16 protein-coding genes, 1 other RNA gene and 1 pseudogene are annotated in these 18,705 nt (G+C 41.0%); 10 read left to right on the plus strand and 8 right to left on the minus strand.

Going from position 1 to position 18,705, the window contains the following annotated elements; genetic code table 11:
• Positions 1-12: 12 nt before the first annotated feature.
• The 5 genes and pseudogenes from MTO98_RS14350 to MTO98_RS34460 all read left to right on the plus strand — a co-directional run.
• On the plus strand, positions 13-1,065 hold the full coding sequence (locus tag MTO98_RS14350; RefSeq protein ID WP_091207527.1) for a hypothetical protein: 1,053 nt from the start codon (positions 13-15) through the stop codon (positions 1,063-1,065).
• A 65-nt stretch (positions 1,066-1,130) separates the two neighbouring features.
• Positions 1,131-1,889: a hypothetical protein gene (locus MTO98_RS14355; RefSeq protein WP_091207524.1), complete on the plus strand. Its 759-nt coding sequence runs from the start codon at positions 1,131-1,133 to the stop codon at positions 1,887-1,889.
• Positions 1,876-2,241 carry a hypothetical protein gene (locus tag MTO98_RS14360; RefSeq protein WP_143065068.1) on the plus strand — a complete coding sequence of 122 codons (366 nt, stop codon included), beginning with the start codon at positions 1,876-1,878 and terminating at the stop codon, positions 2,239-2,241. Before MTO98_RS14355 ends, MTO98_RS14360 begins: the two co-directional genes overlap by 14 nt.
• A gap of 197 nt (positions 2,242-2,438) precedes the next feature.
• Entirely contained in the window at positions 2,439-2,609 is a 171-nt protein-coding gene (locus MTO98_RS14365) for a hypothetical protein (RefSeq protein WP_167667790.1), read from the plus strand.
• A pseudogene (locus MTO98_RS34460) lies at positions 2,578-3,312 on the plus strand (recombinase family protein); the annotation flags it as partial. The gene MTO98_RS14365 and the pseudogene MTO98_RS34460, both read left to right, overlap by 32 nt.
• 776 nt (positions 3,313-4,088) lie before the next feature.
• Here MTO98_RS34460 and ssrA read toward each other — a convergent pair.
• From ssrA to MTO98_RS14380, 3 genes are all read right to left on the minus strand, one after another.
• Positions 4,089-4,457: a transfer-messenger RNA gene (gene ssrA / locus MTO98_RS14370) on the minus strand.
• A gap of 127 nt (positions 4,458-4,584) precedes the next feature.
• Entirely contained in the window at positions 4,585-5,814 is a 1,230-nt protein-coding gene (locus MTO98_RS14375; protein ID WP_243487264.1) for a pyridoxal phosphate-dependent aminotransferase, read from the minus strand.
• Between the two features lie 133 nt (positions 5,815-5,947).
• Positions 5,948-6,346, minus strand: coding sequence for a DUF1573 domain-containing protein (locus MTO98_RS14380; protein ID WP_090525844.1), 399 nt, complete (start codon positions 6,344-6,346; stop codon positions 5,948-5,950).
• 136 nt (positions 6,347-6,482) lie between these two features.
• Here MTO98_RS14380 and MTO98_RS14385 point away from each other — a divergent pair, with 136 nt between their 5' ends.
• The 3 genes from MTO98_RS14385 (at position 6,483) to MTO98_RS14395 (ending at position 10,590) form a co-directional block, all read left to right on the plus strand.
• A complete protein-coding gene (locus tag MTO98_RS14385) occupies positions 6,483-8,918 on the plus strand; it encodes a thiamine pyrophosphate-dependent enzyme (protein WP_243487265.1) in 2,436 nt (811 codons plus the stop codon).
• Between the two features lie 78 nt (positions 8,919-8,996).
• On the plus strand, positions 8,997-9,575 hold the full coding sequence (locus MTO98_RS14390; RefSeq protein ID WP_243487266.1) for a nitroreductase: 579 nt from the start codon (positions 8,997-8,999) through the stop codon (positions 9,573-9,575).
• A gap of 313 nt (positions 9,576-9,888) precedes the next feature.
• Positions 9,889-10,590, plus strand: a complete 702-nt coding sequence (locus tag MTO98_RS14395) for a murein L,D-transpeptidase catalytic domain family protein (RefSeq protein WP_243487267.1) — start codon at positions 9,889-9,891, stop codon at positions 10,588-10,590.
• A gap of 113 nt (positions 10,591-10,703) precedes the next feature.
• Here the strand turns inward: MTO98_RS14395 and MTO98_RS14400 are convergent, their stop codons facing one another.
• Positions 10,704-12,146 (minus strand): L,D-transpeptidase family protein, encoded by a 1,443-nt coding sequence (locus MTO98_RS14400; RefSeq protein WP_243487268.1) that lies wholly within the window; start codon positions 12,144-12,146, stop codon positions 10,704-10,706.
• 226 nt (positions 12,147-12,372) lie between these two features.
• On the opposite strand from MTO98_RS14400, the gene MTO98_RS14405 reads away from it, so the two are divergent.
• The gene (locus MTO98_RS14405; protein WP_243487269.1) at positions 12,373-13,383 is read left to right on the plus strand and encodes a glycosyl hydrolase; all 1,011 of its coding nucleotides are present in this window, start codon (positions 12,373-12,375) and stop codon (positions 13,381-13,383) included.
• Positions 13,383-13,901: a DinB family protein gene (locus MTO98_RS14410; RefSeq protein WP_243487270.1), complete on the plus strand. Its 519-nt coding sequence runs from the start codon at positions 13,383-13,385 to the stop codon at positions 13,899-13,901. The genes MTO98_RS14405 and MTO98_RS14410 overlap by 1 nt, the downstream gene beginning before the upstream one ends.
• 167 nt (positions 13,902-14,068) lie before the next feature.
• Here MTO98_RS14410 and MTO98_RS14415 read toward each other — a convergent pair whose 3' ends face one another.
• From MTO98_RS14415 to aroA, 4 genes are all read right to left on the minus strand, one after another.
• A complete protein-coding gene (locus MTO98_RS14415; RefSeq protein ID WP_243487272.1) occupies positions 14,069-14,701 on the minus strand; it encodes an HAD family hydrolase in 633 nt (210 codons plus the stop codon).
• Between the two features lie 9 nt (positions 14,702-14,710).
• Positions 14,711-15,943: an MFS transporter gene (locus MTO98_RS14420; RefSeq protein WP_243487273.1), complete on the minus strand. Its 1,233-nt coding sequence runs from the start codon at positions 15,941-15,943 to the stop codon at positions 14,711-14,713.
• 104 nt (positions 15,944-16,047) lie between these two features.
• Entirely contained in the window at positions 16,048-17,142 is a 1,095-nt protein-coding gene (gene aroC / locus MTO98_RS14425) for a chorismate synthase (protein WP_243487274.1), read from the minus strand.
• 242 nt (positions 17,143-17,384) lie between these two features.
• Positions 17,385-18,698 carry a 3-phosphoshikimate 1-carboxyvinyltransferase gene (gene aroA / locus MTO98_RS14430; RefSeq protein WP_243487276.1) on the minus strand — a complete coding sequence of 438 codons (1,314 nt, stop codon included), beginning with the start codon at positions 18,696-18,698 and terminating at the stop codon, positions 17,385-17,387.
• Positions 18,699-18,705: the final 7 nt, after the last annotated feature.

The following is an 18,705-nucleotide window of genomic DNA, read 5'->3' on the forward strand; positions in this document are numbered from 1 at the left end:
CACCTTATTCCAATGGTAAATAAGCTCTTTGATGATTTTGAAAGAACTGACATCAACCGTGATAATTTCGTAGTTGAACATTATACATTTTTAAATACCTCAGCTATTGACGAGGCCGAAAGAGCAAGAAAAAAGATTAATTTATGGAGTGATGGATTTCCGGTTACTACTGAATTTCTGAAGCGGTTCCGGTCAAAAAATAACAAGCAGCATACCGCTGCCTTATTTGAGTTGTATATATTTCATTACTTTAGAAATAAAGGATTTCCTATTGAAGCATTGGATAGAGGTAAAGTTGCTACTCCAGATTTTAAGGTTAGTATTGATGGTAAAACCGTATATGTTGAATGTACATGTTCAAGCAACTCCGGAATAACTGATACTATAGAGGAATTACAATCAGTTATCCTGGATTCATTCAAAAAAATAGATAAACAGGAGTATTTTATCAATATAGAGTGGCTTACTTGCGCCCCAAATACTCCCTCTTTAAAAAAGATTCGTCATCATATACGGAACTATATAAACGATCAGCATCGAGCCAGGCAACTATTTATAGAAGATGGTGGCTGGAAAATCAACATCACCTTATTGTCAGCTTCGTCATCCGTTAAGCGAGGGATCGGATTTATGCAGAACCCTGCACAGGTTGTTACACCTCATTTAAATGTTCTCACAGCTTTAAACGATAAACGTCCGTCAAAATATGATTTAAATGGTCCTTACATTATTGCATTGAATAGTGAGGATATGTTTCTTGGCCATTTAGATATGGAACTGGCATTATTTGAGGGCGCAAGGTTTCAGGATAAGTTACCCTTGAAACTTTGTAGGGATTTCGGATTTTTTATCGCAAAGCAGCACTTGGTCAATTCATCGGTTTCTGCGGTTTTGCTGGTTCAAAGACTTTCACCATATAGTGATGAATCGCCTAAAATGATGTTGTATAATCATCCAGAACCAAAATACACCTTTGCAAAAGAAAAATTACCAATAAATCAACAATGGTTTGAAAAGATTGATGAAGAAAATTATCAGGTAATAAATACTCCTGAATTATTTTAATCCTTCGAGATATAAAATCGGATACTGTAATTGAATCTGATTAATTTTACCCAAAATCTTATGGTATGCCTGTTTCACCTTCACCTACCAAACATATAATTACTGAAGCAGAATGGCTCTCATGCCAGGCGTTAGGTTTTGTGTTATATGCGCCAGGAAGTAAAACATCATTAGTTGACTTTTTAAATGCCAACTTTGATGGTTTTGAATTGCTTCAATTCTTATCAGAGATTAACAATATGCTTAGTCCGATGACTTCAAAGAAACTTACCAAAGTGATTAGTTTTGACGAAAAAGATCCCCAGGAGCTAATTATTCAATATTTTTCGGAGGATCATGACGATCCCCAAAATGGCCTTGTTTTTTCCAGAACCTTTATAAAGGACAATAATGAAAAAACGGTAATGCACGATTTTTTCAGAATTCCAAAGACAGCTCGAAATCAGGGCCATGGTAAAACAATGCTGAAAATCGGTTTACAACAATATTTAAATATCGGCGTTGATTTGATTAAAGTTCACGCGGCATTAGAAGATGGTGGTTTTGTTTGGGCTAAAGCACATTTTACAGCGGTTAACAAACCTGAAATGAGCCTTATTCTGGCAAATGCAAAATTATCTTTGAAAGCAGAAGAATTTAAAAAGGTTAAAGAGGTATTTGACAATTATTACAATCAGGAACCAGACGGTAAAGCATTTCCAATTAATAAATGGAGTAGTATGCCTGAAATGGTGTCAATCCTGCGTAATAGTGACTGGCACGGTGAAATAAATTTGAATAATCAGGAACTTTTAACTAATTTTAATGATTATGTTACTGGATAGAAACAAATATACAGAGGCTGGTTACATCGGAGAAGAGTTGATTGGTGATACAAACAAACAGCTTGATCAACGTTGTTTAGCTGTTCAGCATAGTATGAAAGACAAAGACTTTTCAACTTATGAAGAGACGCTGGCTGCATATCATGTTACTGACGCTGAGTATAAATTGTTTATAGGTAAAACTGCTATTAAAAATATCTTCGTTAGCTTTTCTGGCAGCACTTCACCAATTTTTAAAAAGGATTTTCTTGAAATCTATGAAAATATGTTGTTCACATATTTTCCGAGCCCATCTAACCGGGTTATATCTATTGCAAAGGGGATCGAAGAGGAAGCGAACGAGGTAGCTTAATTAAATTTTCTAAATTTTATTACTCCACAATAAGGATTCAATAGATTATATTGAACCGTATTCTTGTATTTTCTGCTTTCTGCAATCATTTAAAATCCAAACTCATCCAATTTTCCTGATTTAGTTTTAGGTACTTCCTAAGTACTCCTGATAAAATTGTGTTCGATAACTCAATATTCGGGCTTAGAAAATTGCCTATGAAAGCTAAAAAAACAGGTACACTTTCTGTTGATGAAGCCATCATACAGAATATTGAAGAGGTTGAACAGCAAAAAGAACTAAAGCTGATCAATCTGATATCAGAAATAATTGTCAACGCAACTTTAAGAGAATTAAATGAAACGAGCGATCAGGTATCTGAGATTTAGTAATCTTGGACAAAGTAACGGATCGATAGAACGCCAGGAACTTTATACGGACCAATATATTGAATATAATAAAATCCTGCTTGTAGATAGTTTTATTGACCGTGGCCACAGCGCCAAAACTTTTGACAGGCCAGATTTTTTAAAACTTCAGCAATTTATAAAAAAGCATCAGGGCAATGTTGACTATCTCATTGTCGATCAGTTAGACCGGTTTAGCCGTGACGCCGGAGAGGCTATGACTTTGGTGAAAAAATTACAGCGCCAATATAGCATCCAAATAGTCAGCGTCACAGAAGGGATAGTTTTTGATTATGATACTCCAGGTAGCTATTTCAGAACGGGCTTGCAATTACTATTAGCAGAAGAAGACAATATCAATCGAAGCATAAAAATTCGTGGTGGGAATTATACTGCCAGAGCTAAAGAGGGGCGGTTCATGAGTAATCTTCCACCATTTGGCTACAAAAAAGAAGGCGAAGGAAAAGAACGAACCTTAATTATTGATGAGGAAAAGGCCAAAATTGTTCATTTTATCTACGAATCTTATCTAAGGGATATTCCCTTGAATGTTATTAAAGAGCAGGTCAGAAAAATGGGCTTCGACAGAGGGGGTAATATGGCCGTAGAACGAGTACTAAGTAATCCTGCATACGCTGGCATGGTTAGGGCAAAAGCGTTTAAAGAACATCCAGGCGGACTATTTCCGGCAAGGCACGAACCAATTATTGACATGACAACTTGGAACGTGGTTCAAAATAAAATGATGAAGCCTGATAGAAGCAAGAAAACCCTTGATGATGAAATACCATTAAGGGGAATCTTAAAATGTCATTGTGGTCAACCATTATCCGGTGCTCCATCGAAAGGCAAGGCTGGTACGTGGTACTATTACTATAAATGCAAACATTCGCGGCATAATAATATAAGTGCCACCAAAGCACATGAACAGCTGCTACAGGTTTGCCAGCTTATGAGTCTTAGCATACAGCAAGTTCAAGCCATCAAAAACAAGGCAGAGGCATCTTTAAACGAAAAGTTTAAAGAAAATCAAGCAATTGCTAAAGAGAAAAAAGAAGAATTATTAAAGATTCAGGAAAAGCTTTACGCAGTGGAAGAAAAATGGATTAGTAATCAGATTAACCGAGAGACATACAATCGCTGGTACGCTAACTATAATTCAGAGATTCTCACCTTAAACGCAACAATAGAAAGATATAGTAAAGATCCGAAATCTGGCTATAAACTCGTGTCGAACCATTTAACCATGCTTACAGATATGGAATACGTTTATAATCAGGCAACTACAATTGAAAAAAGAGAGTTTATTTCTATGGTGTTCGACAGCAACTTGTACTATGAAAATGGTATCTATCGAACACCAACAATGATGCCATCGCTATCTCATAACTACCTGATAATGAAAGAAAAAGGATTGCTTGAATTGACAAAAAAAAGGGATTTCCAATTGGAAATCCCTTCGGGTGGAGCCGGAGGGATTCGAACCCTCGTCCAAACATGGTATAAGGTAAGCTTTCTACATGCTTAGCTTCTGTTTAATTGTAGGGAAGGGGAAGGTCAGTCGCTTACCTGTACCGTCTTCCTTAGGTGCTTTATCTCGTTCGCTATGCACACCTTAAGCAAACCAGTTTCATCTTTCGATGCCCCGATTGCCGATCCGATGAAACGGAAAACCGGCGGGACAAAAGCTATGCTAATTCTAAATTAGGCAGCTAAGGCGTAGTTATTTTCGCCATTTGTAAGTTTGAGCGTTCAGATTTAAGCGCTAATTCACCCAACGCGCTGCATGCTTACCTACTTATCTCCATCCTGTCAATTCCGGTCGACCCCATTTTTTTGAGTTTGCATTTGCCGGTGGGCAGTTTGCAGTTAAGCGATTACAAATATACGAATTTAGTTTGCAGTTAACAGCAGGCAGTTTACATATTTGCAAAACCGCCTGCTGCAAAATATTGTGCTATGAGTTGCTCACCGACAACTGTTCACTGCTAACTGTTCTGCCCGGATAAACTTTCAATGCCTCATCTAAACAAATCATTGCTTTTTTAAGATCGTCGTTGTTTAAAACATAGGCCATACGCACTTCGTTTGATCCTGCGCCTGGTGTGCTGTAAAATCCTGTGGCGGGGGCCATCATCACAGTCTCGTTATTTAGGCTGAAGGTTTCCAGCATCCATTGGCAAAACTTGTCGGCATCATCAATAGGAAGCCTGGCTACCACATAGAACGCGCCGCCCGGATTAGGGCAATAAACGCCATCCATTTTGTTCAATGCACTTACCAGGGTGTCGCGTCTGCTGGTATACTCTTTATTTACAGCTTCAAAATAGCTGTCAGGCGTATCAACGGCTGCTTCACCGGCTATTTGTTCAACCATGCCGGCACTTAAACGGGCCTGGGCAAATTTCAACGCAGTAGTGCGTAATTCCTTGTTTTTAGTAATGAGGCAGCCTAACCGGGCACCGCAGGCGCTATAGCGTTTACTTACGGTATCCATTACTACCACGTTTTCTTCAAGCCCGTCCATATGCATTGGCGATATAAATGAGCGGCCGTCATAACAAAACTCACGGTAAGCTTCGTCCGAAAACAGGTAAAGGTCATGCTTTAAAACCAATTTCTTCAATGCCTCCATTTCCTCTTTTGAATACAAATAACCGGTGGGGTTATTTGGGTTGCAAATGATGATGGCTTTGGTTTTGTCTGTTATAAGTTTTTCAAATTCGCTGATAGGAGGAAGTGCAAAACCATTATCAATATATGATAGTATTGGTTTAACCGCAATATCGCCCTGACTGGTGAAGCCGTTGTAATTGGCATAGAAAGGCTCAGGTATGATGACCTCATCGCCAGAATCAAGGCAGGCCATTAAAGCAATGCTGATAGCTTCCGACCCGCCAGTAGTAACAATAATATCTTCGGTGGTAATATTATAATTCAGCTTATTATAGTACTGCGTAAGTTTTTTACGGTAGCTTAATGTACCCTCGCTTGGGGTATAGGCCCAAACTTTGAAATCAATATTTTTAATGGCATTCAGCATGCCGTCGGGTGTAGCAATATCGGGCTGGCCGATGTTGAGGTGGTACACCTTCTTCCCATCCTGCTTAGCTTTATCAGCATAAGGTGTTAACTTACGTATCGGTGATGCGGGCATTCGTTGCCCTTTTTCAGATATTTTTGGCATCCTGCAAATTTACTAAAAATGAAAGTTATAGTTTGTAAAACCTTTGTAAACGAAAAAAGACCCGGTTTCGGGTCTTTTAAAATATTATTTAAATATCCCGGTTGATATACGGGATATATCAAGCATGTAAAAATTACTTGCTCGCCGCGGGTTTAGCTACAACTTCACCAACAATGTTCAAATATTTTTCGGGCGTTACTGCGTTTGATTTAACAACAATTGTTTTGTTAAACGGTGCAGCAGCAGCAGCATTGTAAGTGATTTTGATAGTGCCTTTATCGCCGCTTTTTACAGGAGTTTTGGTGTAATCGGCAATGGTACAGCCACAGGTTGGCCTTACTTCTGTTAAAATAAGTGGCTCTTTACCAATATTGGTAAATTCAAACACAGTAGTAACCGGAGTGCCTTGTGGTATTTTACCGAAGTCATGCTTTTCTTCGTTAAATTTAAACTCAGCTTTTCCGCTATCTTGTGCTGATGCGGTGAAGGCAAAGCCCAATATTACCGCGCAAATCATTAATATCTTTTTCATACGTTATATTTGATTATTACAAATATAAAAGGTTTAATGTAATTACAAAACTATTACTCAAACTCCGGGTTTTATCTGTTAGTTTGCCTAATACAGAATAGAATTTTATACTTTTACCGTCTAAACAAAATTTTATATGCCTGAAACTACAACACGCGCTACCAGTAAATTTAATACTGCCGAGCTCAGTTTTGATGATTTCAAGAAGATTGTTATTGATGATTATCGTATTGGTTATGAGAGCCGTCAGGCCAGTTTGATAGGCCGCAGGGAAGTACTAACGGGCAAGGCAAAGTTCGGTATTTTTGGCGATGGCAAAGAAGTTGCACAATTGGCTATGGCCAAGGCTTTTCGTGCAGGCGACTGGCGTGCGGGATATTACCGCGATCAAACGTTTATGTTTGCCACAGGCATGAGCAACATGAAGGAGTTTTTTGCCCAGTTATATGCTAACCCCGATATTGAAAAAGACCCAGCCTCTGGCGGCAGGCAAATGAACTGTCATTATGCTACACGTTTTGTAAATACCGACGGCAGCTGGGTTAACCAGGTTGAAACCATGAACAGCTCGTCGGATATCTCGACAACTGCCGGCCAGATTCCCCGTTTATTAGGTTTAGCTTACGCATCAAAATTATATCGCCAAAATAAAGAACTGGATTACCTGAAACAGTTTTCAATTAATGGTAATGAAGTGGCTTTTGGCAGCGTTGGTAACGGTGCTACATCCGAGGGTTCATTTTTTGAAACTTTCAACGCTGCTGGCGTACTGCAGGTGCCTATGGCTATCTCTATTTGGGATGATGCCTACGCTATTTCGGTACCGGCCAGTTTGCAAACCACTAAAGAGGATATCTCTGAGGTATTAAAAGGTTTTCAGCGCGAAAACGGAAGCAATGGTTATGAAATCTTTAAAGTTCGCGGCTGGGACTATATTGCCCTTTGCGAAACTTATGAACGGGCCATCGGCATTTGCCGGGAGGAGCATGTACCTGTGCTGATCCATGTTACCGAAATGACACAGCCACAAGGACATTCAACCTCAGGCTCACATGAGCGTTATAAAAGTAAGGAGCGCCTGACCTGGGAAGATGAGCATGACTGTCTGCTTAAAATGCGTGAGTGGATGATAGCCTCGGCAATCACTACCGAAATACAACTGGAAGAACTTGAAGCCGAAGCAAAAAGATATGTACGTGAATGTCAGCGTGAGGCAGCTAATGAACTGGCCGTAGTAATAAAAGCGGAAGTTGAAGAAGCAGCAGGGTTAATAGATGCTTTTGCCGAATCACTGTCATCACAAAAAGAAGCAATAATATCTCTTTCTGCAGGTTTACGTTCAAGTATCGATGCCGGACGTCGTGAGATATTTACGGCTCTCCGTAAGGCATTGCGTTTAACGGTTCATGACGATAATGCTCAACGGAAGGCCTTGGCAGATTGGTTGAAAACAGAAGGTGTTAAGAATGTCGAGCGCTATAATTCAAAGCTGTTTACTGGCACCCCCGAATCGCCTCTTTATGTGCCTGTTGTGCCGGCTATCTATAATGATGATGCAAAGTTGATGGACGGCCGCGAAGTATTAAATGCCGCGTTTGATGCCAATTTTGCCCGCGATAAAAGTATCGTTGCCTTTGGTGAGGATTTGGGTGCTATAGGCGATGTTAACCAGGGTTTTGCCGGTTTACAAGCCAAATATGGCGAGATCCGCATTAGCGATACGGGCATTCGTGAAACAAGTATCATAGGGCAGGGTATGGGGCTGGCAATGCGTGGTTTAAGGCCAATTGCCGAGATCCAGTACCTTGATTACCTGATTTATGCAATAACCATTATCAGCGATGATATTGCGAGTTTAAGCTACCGTACAATGGGCGGGCAAAAAGCGCCGTTAATTATACGTACCCGCGGGCACCGTTTGGAAGGGATCTGGCATTCAGGTTCGCCGATGAGTGTTATTTTGGGTTCAATGCGTGGGTTTCATATTTGTGTTCCCCGTAATATGACCCAGGCTGCAGGTATGTACAACACTTTGCTAAGAGGAGATGAGCCCGCATTGGTGATCGAGTGCCTTAACGGTTATCGCTTAAAAGAGAAATTACCTGCAAACGTTGGTGAATTTACAGTGCCGCTTGGTAAGGCCGAAGTTTTAAGGGAAGGCAACGATATTACAGTTGTATCATACGGTTCAACTTTACGTATTGTTCAGGAAGCATCTGAAGAGCTGGCCGCTATGGGGATCAATATCGAAGTGATCGATCCTCAAACTTTATATCCATTTGATACAGAGAATATTTGTGGTACTTCATTAAAGAAAACCAGCAAGTTGCTGGTTGTTGATGAAGACCTGCCTGGTGCGGGTTCTGCTTATATCCTTCAAAAGATTTTAGAGAACCAAAGCGGTTATTATTCGCTTGATGCCCAGCCTAAAACACTTACTGCTAAAGAGCACAGGCCTCCATACGGCTCTGATGGCGATTACTTTAGCAAACCATCTGTTGATGATGTGGTTGAAACCGTTTACGCTATGATGAACGAGGCTAATCCTTCAAAATATCCCGCTATTTATTAATAAATCATAATTACAGGTTGGTGAAAGTAGTGATCCATAAATCATTAATTTCACCAACTGTTTTTTTTAATCTAATCTATGGATCATACTTTTTTAACCGTCGCCGAAAATATAAAAACCCGCCGTACTGTAAAGCCGGCCATGATGAACGGCCATAAAGCGCCAAACGGTCATATTGCTGCCTTGCTTGAACTTGCAGACTGGGCTCCAACCCATGGCTTCACCGAGCCCTGGCGATTCATTGTTTATGAAAACCCTGAGCAGTTTTGTGCCGAACATGCCGAAGTTTATAAAAAGAGCGTATCAGCCGAAGATTTCAATGAGGCTGCATATAACAACCTGAAAACACTTGGTAATAAGGTTTCTCATGTGATCATAACAGTAATGAAGCGTGGCGATCTGCCTAAAATACCTCCGTTTGAGGAGGTTGCTGCAGTGTCAAGTGCTATTCAGAACATTCTGTTAGGAGCAACGGCCTTAAATATGGCTTCTTTCTGGAGCACGGGTGGTGCTATTTTGAAGCCTGCTTTTAAAGAATTTTTGAACTTAAGGGAAGAAGATAACGTGATGGGGGTGCTATATCTTGGTTACGCCGATCAATATCCCGAAGGAAAACGCACCATTCCGCTTGAAGATAAAATTAAATGGGTTAAGTAAAATTAACCCACAACCTTTCTTTTTTTCGCTCCGTATAACAGTCGAAAATATTGCTTAGTTTTAAACTTATTTTCATTTAAGTAAAAAATTATTGTTTGCTGATTTGGATTTTAGGTTTTAAAGTATATTTTTGTATTGACCTGTTAATAACAGGTTAACACACCGTCCAGAACCTGTTACTATACCCTAATTATTTTAAATTAAATTAAACTCAGGCAAGCGTATGAGGAAACATTTTTTGTGGGTCACTATGGCGATTTTTTTTCTATCAGCAACAATCTTAAGCTGGAAATCGGATGGTGCAAACAGATCAGTGAGCGTAAGAAAAAAAAATGCAGCGTTTACAACAAAAGAACTATTTGAGCAATACGTTAACAGTTTATACGAATCTGCTCATCTTGGAGAAACAGGTTTAGCTTTCAATGTATTTGAAAAAGCGGTTACGGGTTACACCAATTTAAAGCTTTCGCACGTTGTGCCTCAAAGCAGCGAAGTGCTTACCGTTGTTGATTTCTCCAAGTCAAGCCGTGAAAAACGCATGTGGATCATTAATCTTTTGAGCAAACAATTGGTACTTAATACCTGGGTTGCTCACGGCTCGGGCAGTGGCGAAGAAATGGCCAGCCATTTCTCAGATGCCAACGATTCGCATGAAAGCAGTCTTGGTTTCTATATTACCGATAAAGTTTACAACGGCAAACATGGTCGTTCATTATATCTTGATGGTATGGATGAAGGCTTTAACAGCAATGCCCGCATGCGGAGTATTGTTGTACATGGGGCTAATTATGTTGGTCCGGCTGCTATTAATAAGCAGGGATATATTGGCAGAAGTTTTGGATGCCCGGCAGTATCGCCAAAAGTAATTAATAAAGTAATTAATACAATTGCCGGAAAAAATGTTATATTTATTAACGGAAACGACGAATCGTATTATTCAAAATATCTGGACGAAGCCGGACCGCTTAATTTGATGGCGAGCGCTGATACTTCGTTCAACTTTGCAAAGTTTTAAATCCAACCCCAACTATAAACCAAATCATGAAGCCCGGCTTACTTAAAAGTTTGCCGGGCTATTTTTTGTTATCATTCCTGGTTTTCGTAGTAGTCCATATAAAGGTTGCTTTGCTACTTTGCTAAAAAGTTTTGCAGGTGAGCATAAAGCACTATATCCAGGCCGTAAACATCTGGCCGGTATTGGATGGTGCCACTATCGTCGGCCCAGCAGGTTACGTAGGTGATATAAATAGGCGTTTTCTTTGGTAAGCCAATGTTAGTGGGCTCCGGTTTATCCTCAATCATATCTTTTGAAATGGTATCAAGGTCAGCACCTTCACCAAACAGGTTCTGTGCCAGACCAAGCGGATCGCCCAGGCGCACACAGCCGTGGCTTACTGCCCGCATGGTATGGCGGAAGGCTTCTTTTGCAGGTGTATCATGCAGATAAACACTGCTGCGATTTTTAAAAAGGAATTTTATCTTACCTAAAGAATTATCTTCGCCAGGACGTTGCTTAAATTCATACTCCAGGTTGTTAGGTGTAACTTGTGTCCAGTCAATGGTTTCCGGATCGGCTATCTTTTTGCCATCTTTAAATACATCTATATTTTTATTGGCAAGATAGTAACGATCGTCAGCTGCTTCAACAATGATCTCTTTTGTGGCAATGCTGCGTGGGATATTCCAAACTGGGTTTACCTCAACACTGTGGATCACGCTGTTTAATATAGGTGTTTCGCGCGGAAATGGTTTATCAGCCCTTGCAGTATCGTCAAAATGCTCAAGTGTATTTTGATTTTTCATATTGCGTCCCTGGCCTACGCAAACCTTCATGTTTAAAACCGATTTACCACTATCCATAACATCAAGCCTGAAATCGGGTATGTTCACGATAACATATTTGGGTTCGTAAGGCTTGTTTCGCCAGCGTAAACGCTCAAGGCTAACTAATAAATAACGTTTACTTTCTTCTTTTGAAAGTCCTTCTATGGTAGTGCTGTCTCTATATGCCTTTTGCAAAGCTAAATACTGCGGACTTTTAGGTTGGATACTATCAAGAAACGATTTATAATCGGCTCTGTCTAAGGTAGCAAGCATAGTTGTGCTATCAGGTCTACGAGTTGCCATAAAATATCTTGAATAGATTTTCTTAGGATTAATAACCCCATACTGCAACGCATTGGCATATTTTACCAGTGCACCTGCAGTTAAAACCTCAAGTTTGGCAACAGTTTCGTAAGCTTCATCAATAGTTGTGATCGCTGTTTTGTTTTTAAGTTTGGCAACAAGGGCTTTGATCTCTTTTGAAGGATAAACTGCCGGGTCAAGACCATGCTCGTTGATCTTTTCAAGATATTCGGGTAAAGCATCAAGGTCGCCGTTGTTTAAGTGATTTATAACTAAAATAGGTTGGTATTCGTTCTTTTTAAAAAATGATTCTATTACCAGCGGGTTCGCTGTTTTAGGCCTGTATTTAGCAAAAACTCTTTTAAAAACAGGTATATATTCTTCGGTATCGGCCTTTTTGAAAATCTCGTTTTGTGTAATCTTGAACATGTCTTCAGCAATCATCTCATGCTTTTTTTTACAGCTTTGAAAAAGCAATAGCATAATAAAACACGTGGAAAGTATAATAGGGATAAGGTGTTTTTTAATAGGGATAGGTGTCATATACACGAAAGATAGTTAAATATTGCATATGAATAGCAATAGCCATACCATAAAGGGCTTTGCTTTTTATTTATTTTTGAACATAGCCCGTCTTAAACTTTAAACCAGATAATTTGTTTTAATTAAAATGAAAAAACTACTTCCGCTTGTGTTAATCATATCATTGCCTTTCATGGCGTTAGCACAAAGTTTTAAACCCGTAAATAAAGAAGCTTCGCCCGAAGTAAATAAATTGCTTGCTTTTCTTTATAGAATCAAAGGGAAACATATTTTGTCGGGTCAACAGAATTATAACAGTGACCGTGACGTTTTTTCAGACAGTGCCAAAGCTATTACAGGACATTATCCCGCTGTATGGGGTTCAGATTTCATGCTTTGGGGAGATAAAGACCTCGGGCAGGACCTCGTTAATGAAGCTAAGCAGAAATGGCAGGATGGATACCTGGTAACACTCATGTGGCACCAGGGCCGACCGTTAGATAATCCACCGTACGATTGGAAACAAAGTATCCAGGGAAAAATGACCGACGAGCAGTGGAAAGAACTAATAACACCCAATACCGATTTGAACAAAAAATGGCTGGCCCAGATTGATGTAGTAGCCGGTTACTTAAAACAGCTCAGAGATGCACATGTACCTGTTTTGTGGCGTCCGTACCATGAAATGAATGGCGTGTGGTTTTGGTGGGGAAATAAAAAAGGTAATGATGGCATCATCAAACTTTGGAAGATGATGTACGACCGATATACCAATTATCACCATCTTAATAACCTGATTTGGGTTTGGGGGCCCAACGGTTTACGGGATTTGCCCCTGGATGAAGCTTATGACTATAAAGATTTTTATCCTGGTGCTGCCTATGTGGATATTTTGGGTGCTGATATCTATCACTTTGATTATGAACAACGGGATTATGACGATCTGCTTAAGGTTGCCAATGGCAAGATCATAGCTTTAACAGAAACAGGTGAACTGCCAAAACCCGAAATTCTGGCAGCCCAACCCGAATGGGCCTGGTTTATGGTATGGACAAGCTGGCTTTGGACTGATAATACACACGAGCGAGTAAGGACAATATATGGCCTTCCTCAAACGCTTAATCATGAACAAGTAAAAGCATCATTAAATAAAAACTAATGTCTGATACAAAATTACCTGAAGTTTGGCTTCGCGGACCACTGGCGGATGTTCCTGCTTTGGTGCAACCGGTGGCACATGCGCTTTTACAGTCGAGAGAAGAACTCAATGAGTTGATGACCGGTTTTCCTGAAACGTTATTATGGGAAAAGCTTGCCGGTATGGCATCACCGGGTTTTCATTTGCAGCATTTAACGGGCGTGCTCGATAGACTTTTTACTTATGCCAAAGGCGCGTTGTTAAGCGATGAGCAATTAGCCTATCTCGCAGCAGAGGGAAAACAGGATGAGGGAGAAAGCGTTGGGTCTCTGGTTAAGGCTTTTAACCAAAAGATCGACGCTGTACTACAGCAGCTTAAAACTACTGATGAATCTACCTTAACTGAGTGGAAAGGAGTGGGGCGAGCGCAACTGCCCTCAACGGTGATAGGTTTGTATACCCACTCAGCCGAGCATACCATGCGGCACCTGGGGCAACTTTTGGTTACGGTGAAAGTGCTTAAGCAAGGACAATTGTAGATAATCGCTTTGAGAAAGGAGGCACCTACGGAGCCTAAAAGCCTCCGGGTTTCGTTCTACAAACATGGTACTCCTCCGGAGTTTTAGTGCCAATGGCCCAACTCCGGAGGAGTACCATGTTTATAGCGAAATAAAAACAATATTACGGCTCCGTAGGTGCCTCCTAATTATTGATTTGCAATAATAACCGCCACATCCTTTAGGTTTTGCGAACGATAAGTTACCTGCGCATCTGGATGTTTATTTTCGGGATCATACAGAAATGTATCTATTCCTAATTCGCTCGCAGCCTTTATTTCTGATTCAGGGTCATCGCCGATAATCAGCACATCCTCTGGTTGATAATTGTATTTCTCCAATATTGATGCGAAAATATCCTTTTTGGTTAGAGGTGAAAGCTCCGGATCAACGATATGTATAGCTTCAAAATCGGCTTCGATATTCAGCATTCTTACCTTGCTCCATTGCAGTTTGGTAAAACCCGTAGTAACCAGGAATTTGGTAATATTTGTTTCGCGGATGTGCTGGTAATCGTCGAAGGGTTGCATTGGTAGTTTATACTCAATATTATTCAACAGTTCGAGCCCCTTGTTTTTAACGGTTTCGCTAAATTGATACTTGTCTGCTACCTTTTGATACGGGATCCGTTTCAAATCTTCTTTTGCCTTGTTGATATGATCGATACCTTCGCTGGCAATATGCTGATCAAGGAAGTTGAACAGTTCGTTAAACAAATGATCGGCTATTGAGCTAACCGGGTATATCGTGTTATCAAGATCTAATATGATTGCCTTTTTCATAACAGTAGCTTAAGGTAAAACGGGCACCCGTTTATTAATATGTATATATCGTTTCATGATAAAGTAACCAAAGGCCACAAACAGGCATACACCGCCTAACAACCACCAAAGCATTTCAAAGCCGCCATACGCAATAACCTGGCTTCCTAAAAATGGAGCAATGATCTGTGCGCCAGACCACGACATACTGTATAACGCGGCGTATTCTCCACGGTTGCGCGCATTTGACCGGCTTATCCAAAAGGTATTCATGAAAGGCATCGAAAGCATCTCGCCCAAAGTTACCATGCTTACAATTAGTATAGCCACTAAAGGCACGTGCGGCATCAGGTTAAGTAACACAAAACCGGCTCCTGTAACTAAAATACCAGCGATGATATAAGTTAATACATGCCGTTTACCTTCAAGCCAGTTGATCAGTATCATTTCAACCAAAACGATGAGTATCCCATTCAGCGCCAATAAGAAACCTATAAATCGCTCATTAAAATGCCATTGTATTTTGTAAAATACAGGCTGCATAATAAAAAACTGGAAAAAGCAAGTTGCAAACAGCGTTGCTAATAATATGAATAGCAGGTAAACCCCATCTTTATAAGCCGATGAAACTACTTCTTCAAAACCAGAAACAGCCTCTTTAATAGTTTTGGCCACTTTTGAGCGGGGCATCAAAGTAAGTAACAATATGCCGGCAGCAATATTGGTGCAGCCATCTACCCAAAAAAGTAAATGATAGTTTATTGAGGCCAATAATCCGCCCAGCCCGCCGCCCAGGGCCCAGCCTAAATTTGTTGCCAGGCGGTTAAGCGAGTACGAGCGTGTTTTGTTTTCTTCAGTACTGTAATGTGCAATGGCAGTAGAGTTTGCGGGCCTGAATGATTCGTTGCAAATGCTCAATACAAAAATGCAAAAGCTCATGCTTTTAAAGCTGTGCTGATAGCCCAGGATAAGAAAAAGGAACCCGCCGGTAAGTAATGCCCCTACCTGTAAATCATAAAAGCCAATTTTATTGATCAGCTTGCCCCCTATAAACCCTCCTAATACAGCGCCTACACCAAAAATGGCCATGATATATCCCGACTGTTCAATGGTAAAATGCAACTGCCTGATAGTATAAATGGTCATGAAAGGTACAACCATGGTGCCGCTGCGGTTAATAAGCATTACGATGCTCAGGTACCAGCTGTTTTTTGAAAGTCCGCTATAGGCTTGTTTGTATAATTGGATAATTGAGGTAAGCATGAGAATGATGTGCAAATGTGCGGATATGCAAATGTGCAAATTATGAAATGAATACAGATGTGCGAATTATTGCATAATCTGCACATCTGCATATTTGCACATCATTAAATCAGCCTGGCGTTTCTGTTCCTGAGCCAGTGATCAGCTAAAACAAGTGCTGCCATAGCCTCAACAATGAGAACCGCACGCGGAACCACGCAAGGGTCATGACGGCCTTTGCCTGAGATCTCTGCAGCGTTACCTTCGCTATCAATGGTAGCTTGACTCTTCATGATGGTGGCTACCGGTTTAAATGCAACCTTAAACTCAATAGGCATACCATTGCTGATACCACCCTGAATCCCTCCCGAAAAATTGGTAATGGTTTGCACATCGCCTAAATGCGATTTTACAAAAATGTCGTTATGTTCTGAACCGCGCATTTCACTGCCTTCAAAACCGGAGCCAAACTCAAAGCCATGAACAGCATTAATGCTCAGCATTGCTTTGCCTAAATCGGCATGCAGCTTATCAAATACAGGCTCTCCAAGGCCAACCGGGCAGTTTTTTACATAGCAGCTGATCTTGCCGCCTACGGTATCACCATCTTTACGCACACTGTCAATAAATTCTATCATTTCTTCGGCAGTTGCAGGATCTGCACAGCGTACAATGTTTTTTTCGCGCTCTTCAATAAACTCAAGCGGGTTATTAATGAATACATTGGGTGCATTGATTTTACCTACGCTGCTAACATGGGCAACAATTTCAATGCCCTGGGTTTTAAGCAGTAGTTTAGCTAAAGCACCTGCTGCAACGCGGGCAGCCGTTTCGCGGGCTGATGAGCGGCCACCACCACGGTGATCGCGGATACCGTATTTGATTTGATAGGTATAGTCGGCATGCGATGGTCTAAATACATCAACGTTATGACTGTAGTCCTTTGATCGCTGATCTTCATTAGGGATCAGCATAGCAATAGGGGTGCCGGTAGTTTTATCTTCAAACACTCCCGAAAGAATTTTAACCGTATCGCTCTCTTTACGTTGAGTGGTGATCTTTGATTGGCCGGGTTTACGCTTATCCAATTCGCCCTGGATATAGTCGAGGTCAACCTGTAAGCCGGCCGGGCATCCGTCAATAATTACGCCGATGGCTTCGCCATGTGATTCGCCAAAAGTGGTTATCCTGAATAATTGCCCGAATGAATTGCCTGCCATAGTTATTTTTAGATATGAGATGTTAGTATTTATAACCGTCATTGCGAGGTACGAAGCAATCGCGAACTATATAGGGCTGACCTGCTAATCGGGGATTGCTTCGTACCTCGCAATGACGTGGTTTATGTTTTAGAACCCAGACTTACGAAGTTTTTAAAACTTCGTAAGTCTTACCCGCATTTGAGATTACCTCGCAATGACGTGGTGGTTTGTGTTTTGCTTTAAGCCTTCGGCCTTCAGCTTTAAGCTTCATTCTCTTCCACTTCAAATCCTTGCTTTTCCAGATCGTTCCAGAAAGCGGGATATGATTTTTCAACTACCGGCCCGTTCTCAAATTCCATTTGTGGAAGGATGAGGGCAAGCGGCGCAAAAGCCATAGCCATCCGGTGGTCGTGGTAAGTATTGATGAAGATATTATCAGGAATAAACTTGCCGCTGCAATCAAGCGTGTAAACTTCATCTTTTTCAATTAGCTTAACACCCATCTTGCCCAGCTCCGTTTGCAGGGCCAGGATACGGTCGGTTTCCTTGATCTTCAAGGTCTCCAAACCGGTAAACGATGCTTCGTGGTTAAGTGCCGCGCACACAACAATTACAGTTTGTGCCAGATCGGGGCATTCCTTCAGATCAAATTCACGGCGGGAGATAGGTTTGTTCTCTTTTTTCAAATGAACACCGCCATCCCTGAATTGCGAAGTGATACCAAAGTTGGCCATAATCTCGGTTATCACGCTATCGCCCTGTAAGCTGTAAGGCGTTAGTCCTGTCAAAAACAGGTCGGCATCATCAGCAAGGGCAGCAATAGCGTACCAATAAGATGCAGCACTCCAGTCAGGCTCAACGCTTAATGTGGTTGTAGCAAAATCCTGTTTGGCTATTGAAATTATAATGCCTTCCCAATTGTATTTAATGCCGGCTGTTTCAAGCATGGCCAGGGTCATTTCAACATAGGGGCGTGATGTTAACTCACCCTCGATGTGCAGTTCCAGGCCTAAAGGCAACCTGGCAGCAATGAGTAACAACGCTGTAATGTACTGGCTGCTAATATTGCCTTTGATACTGATCTTACCGGTTTGCTGTTTAAAGCCACCTTTTAGTTTGATGGGAGGATAGCCATCATTCTCTTCATAATCAATATTGGCACCCAGCACCCGTAATGCATCAACCAATATTCCTATTGGTCTTTCTTTCATGCGCTTGCTGCCGGTTAAGATCACTTCATCTTCCTGAATGGCATAGTAAGCTGTTAAAAAACGCATAGCTGTACCCGCCGGGCCGATATCTACGATTTGAGATTTGCAACTTTCGATTTCAGAATTAGAAGAAGCATCGCCTGCTAAAACCTCTTGGTTCTTGATTCCTGACTCTTGAGTCGCTCTTAAAATGCCTGCTAACAAAACAGCATCGGCAGCATCAGATATATTTTCAACCCGCACCTTACCTTCGCTAAGTGCTTCGATGATAAGTGCTCGGTTACACTCACTTTTTGAACCGGTGAGGTTAACCGTACCATTAACAACCTTGTTATTTCTTTTAAGAATGATGTTTTGCATCATTATAAAA

It is taken from the genome of Mucilaginibacter sp. SMC90, from assembly GCF_022811725.1.
GTDB lineage: Bacteria > Bacteroidota > Bacteroidia > Sphingobacteriales > Sphingobacteriaceae > Mucilaginibacter.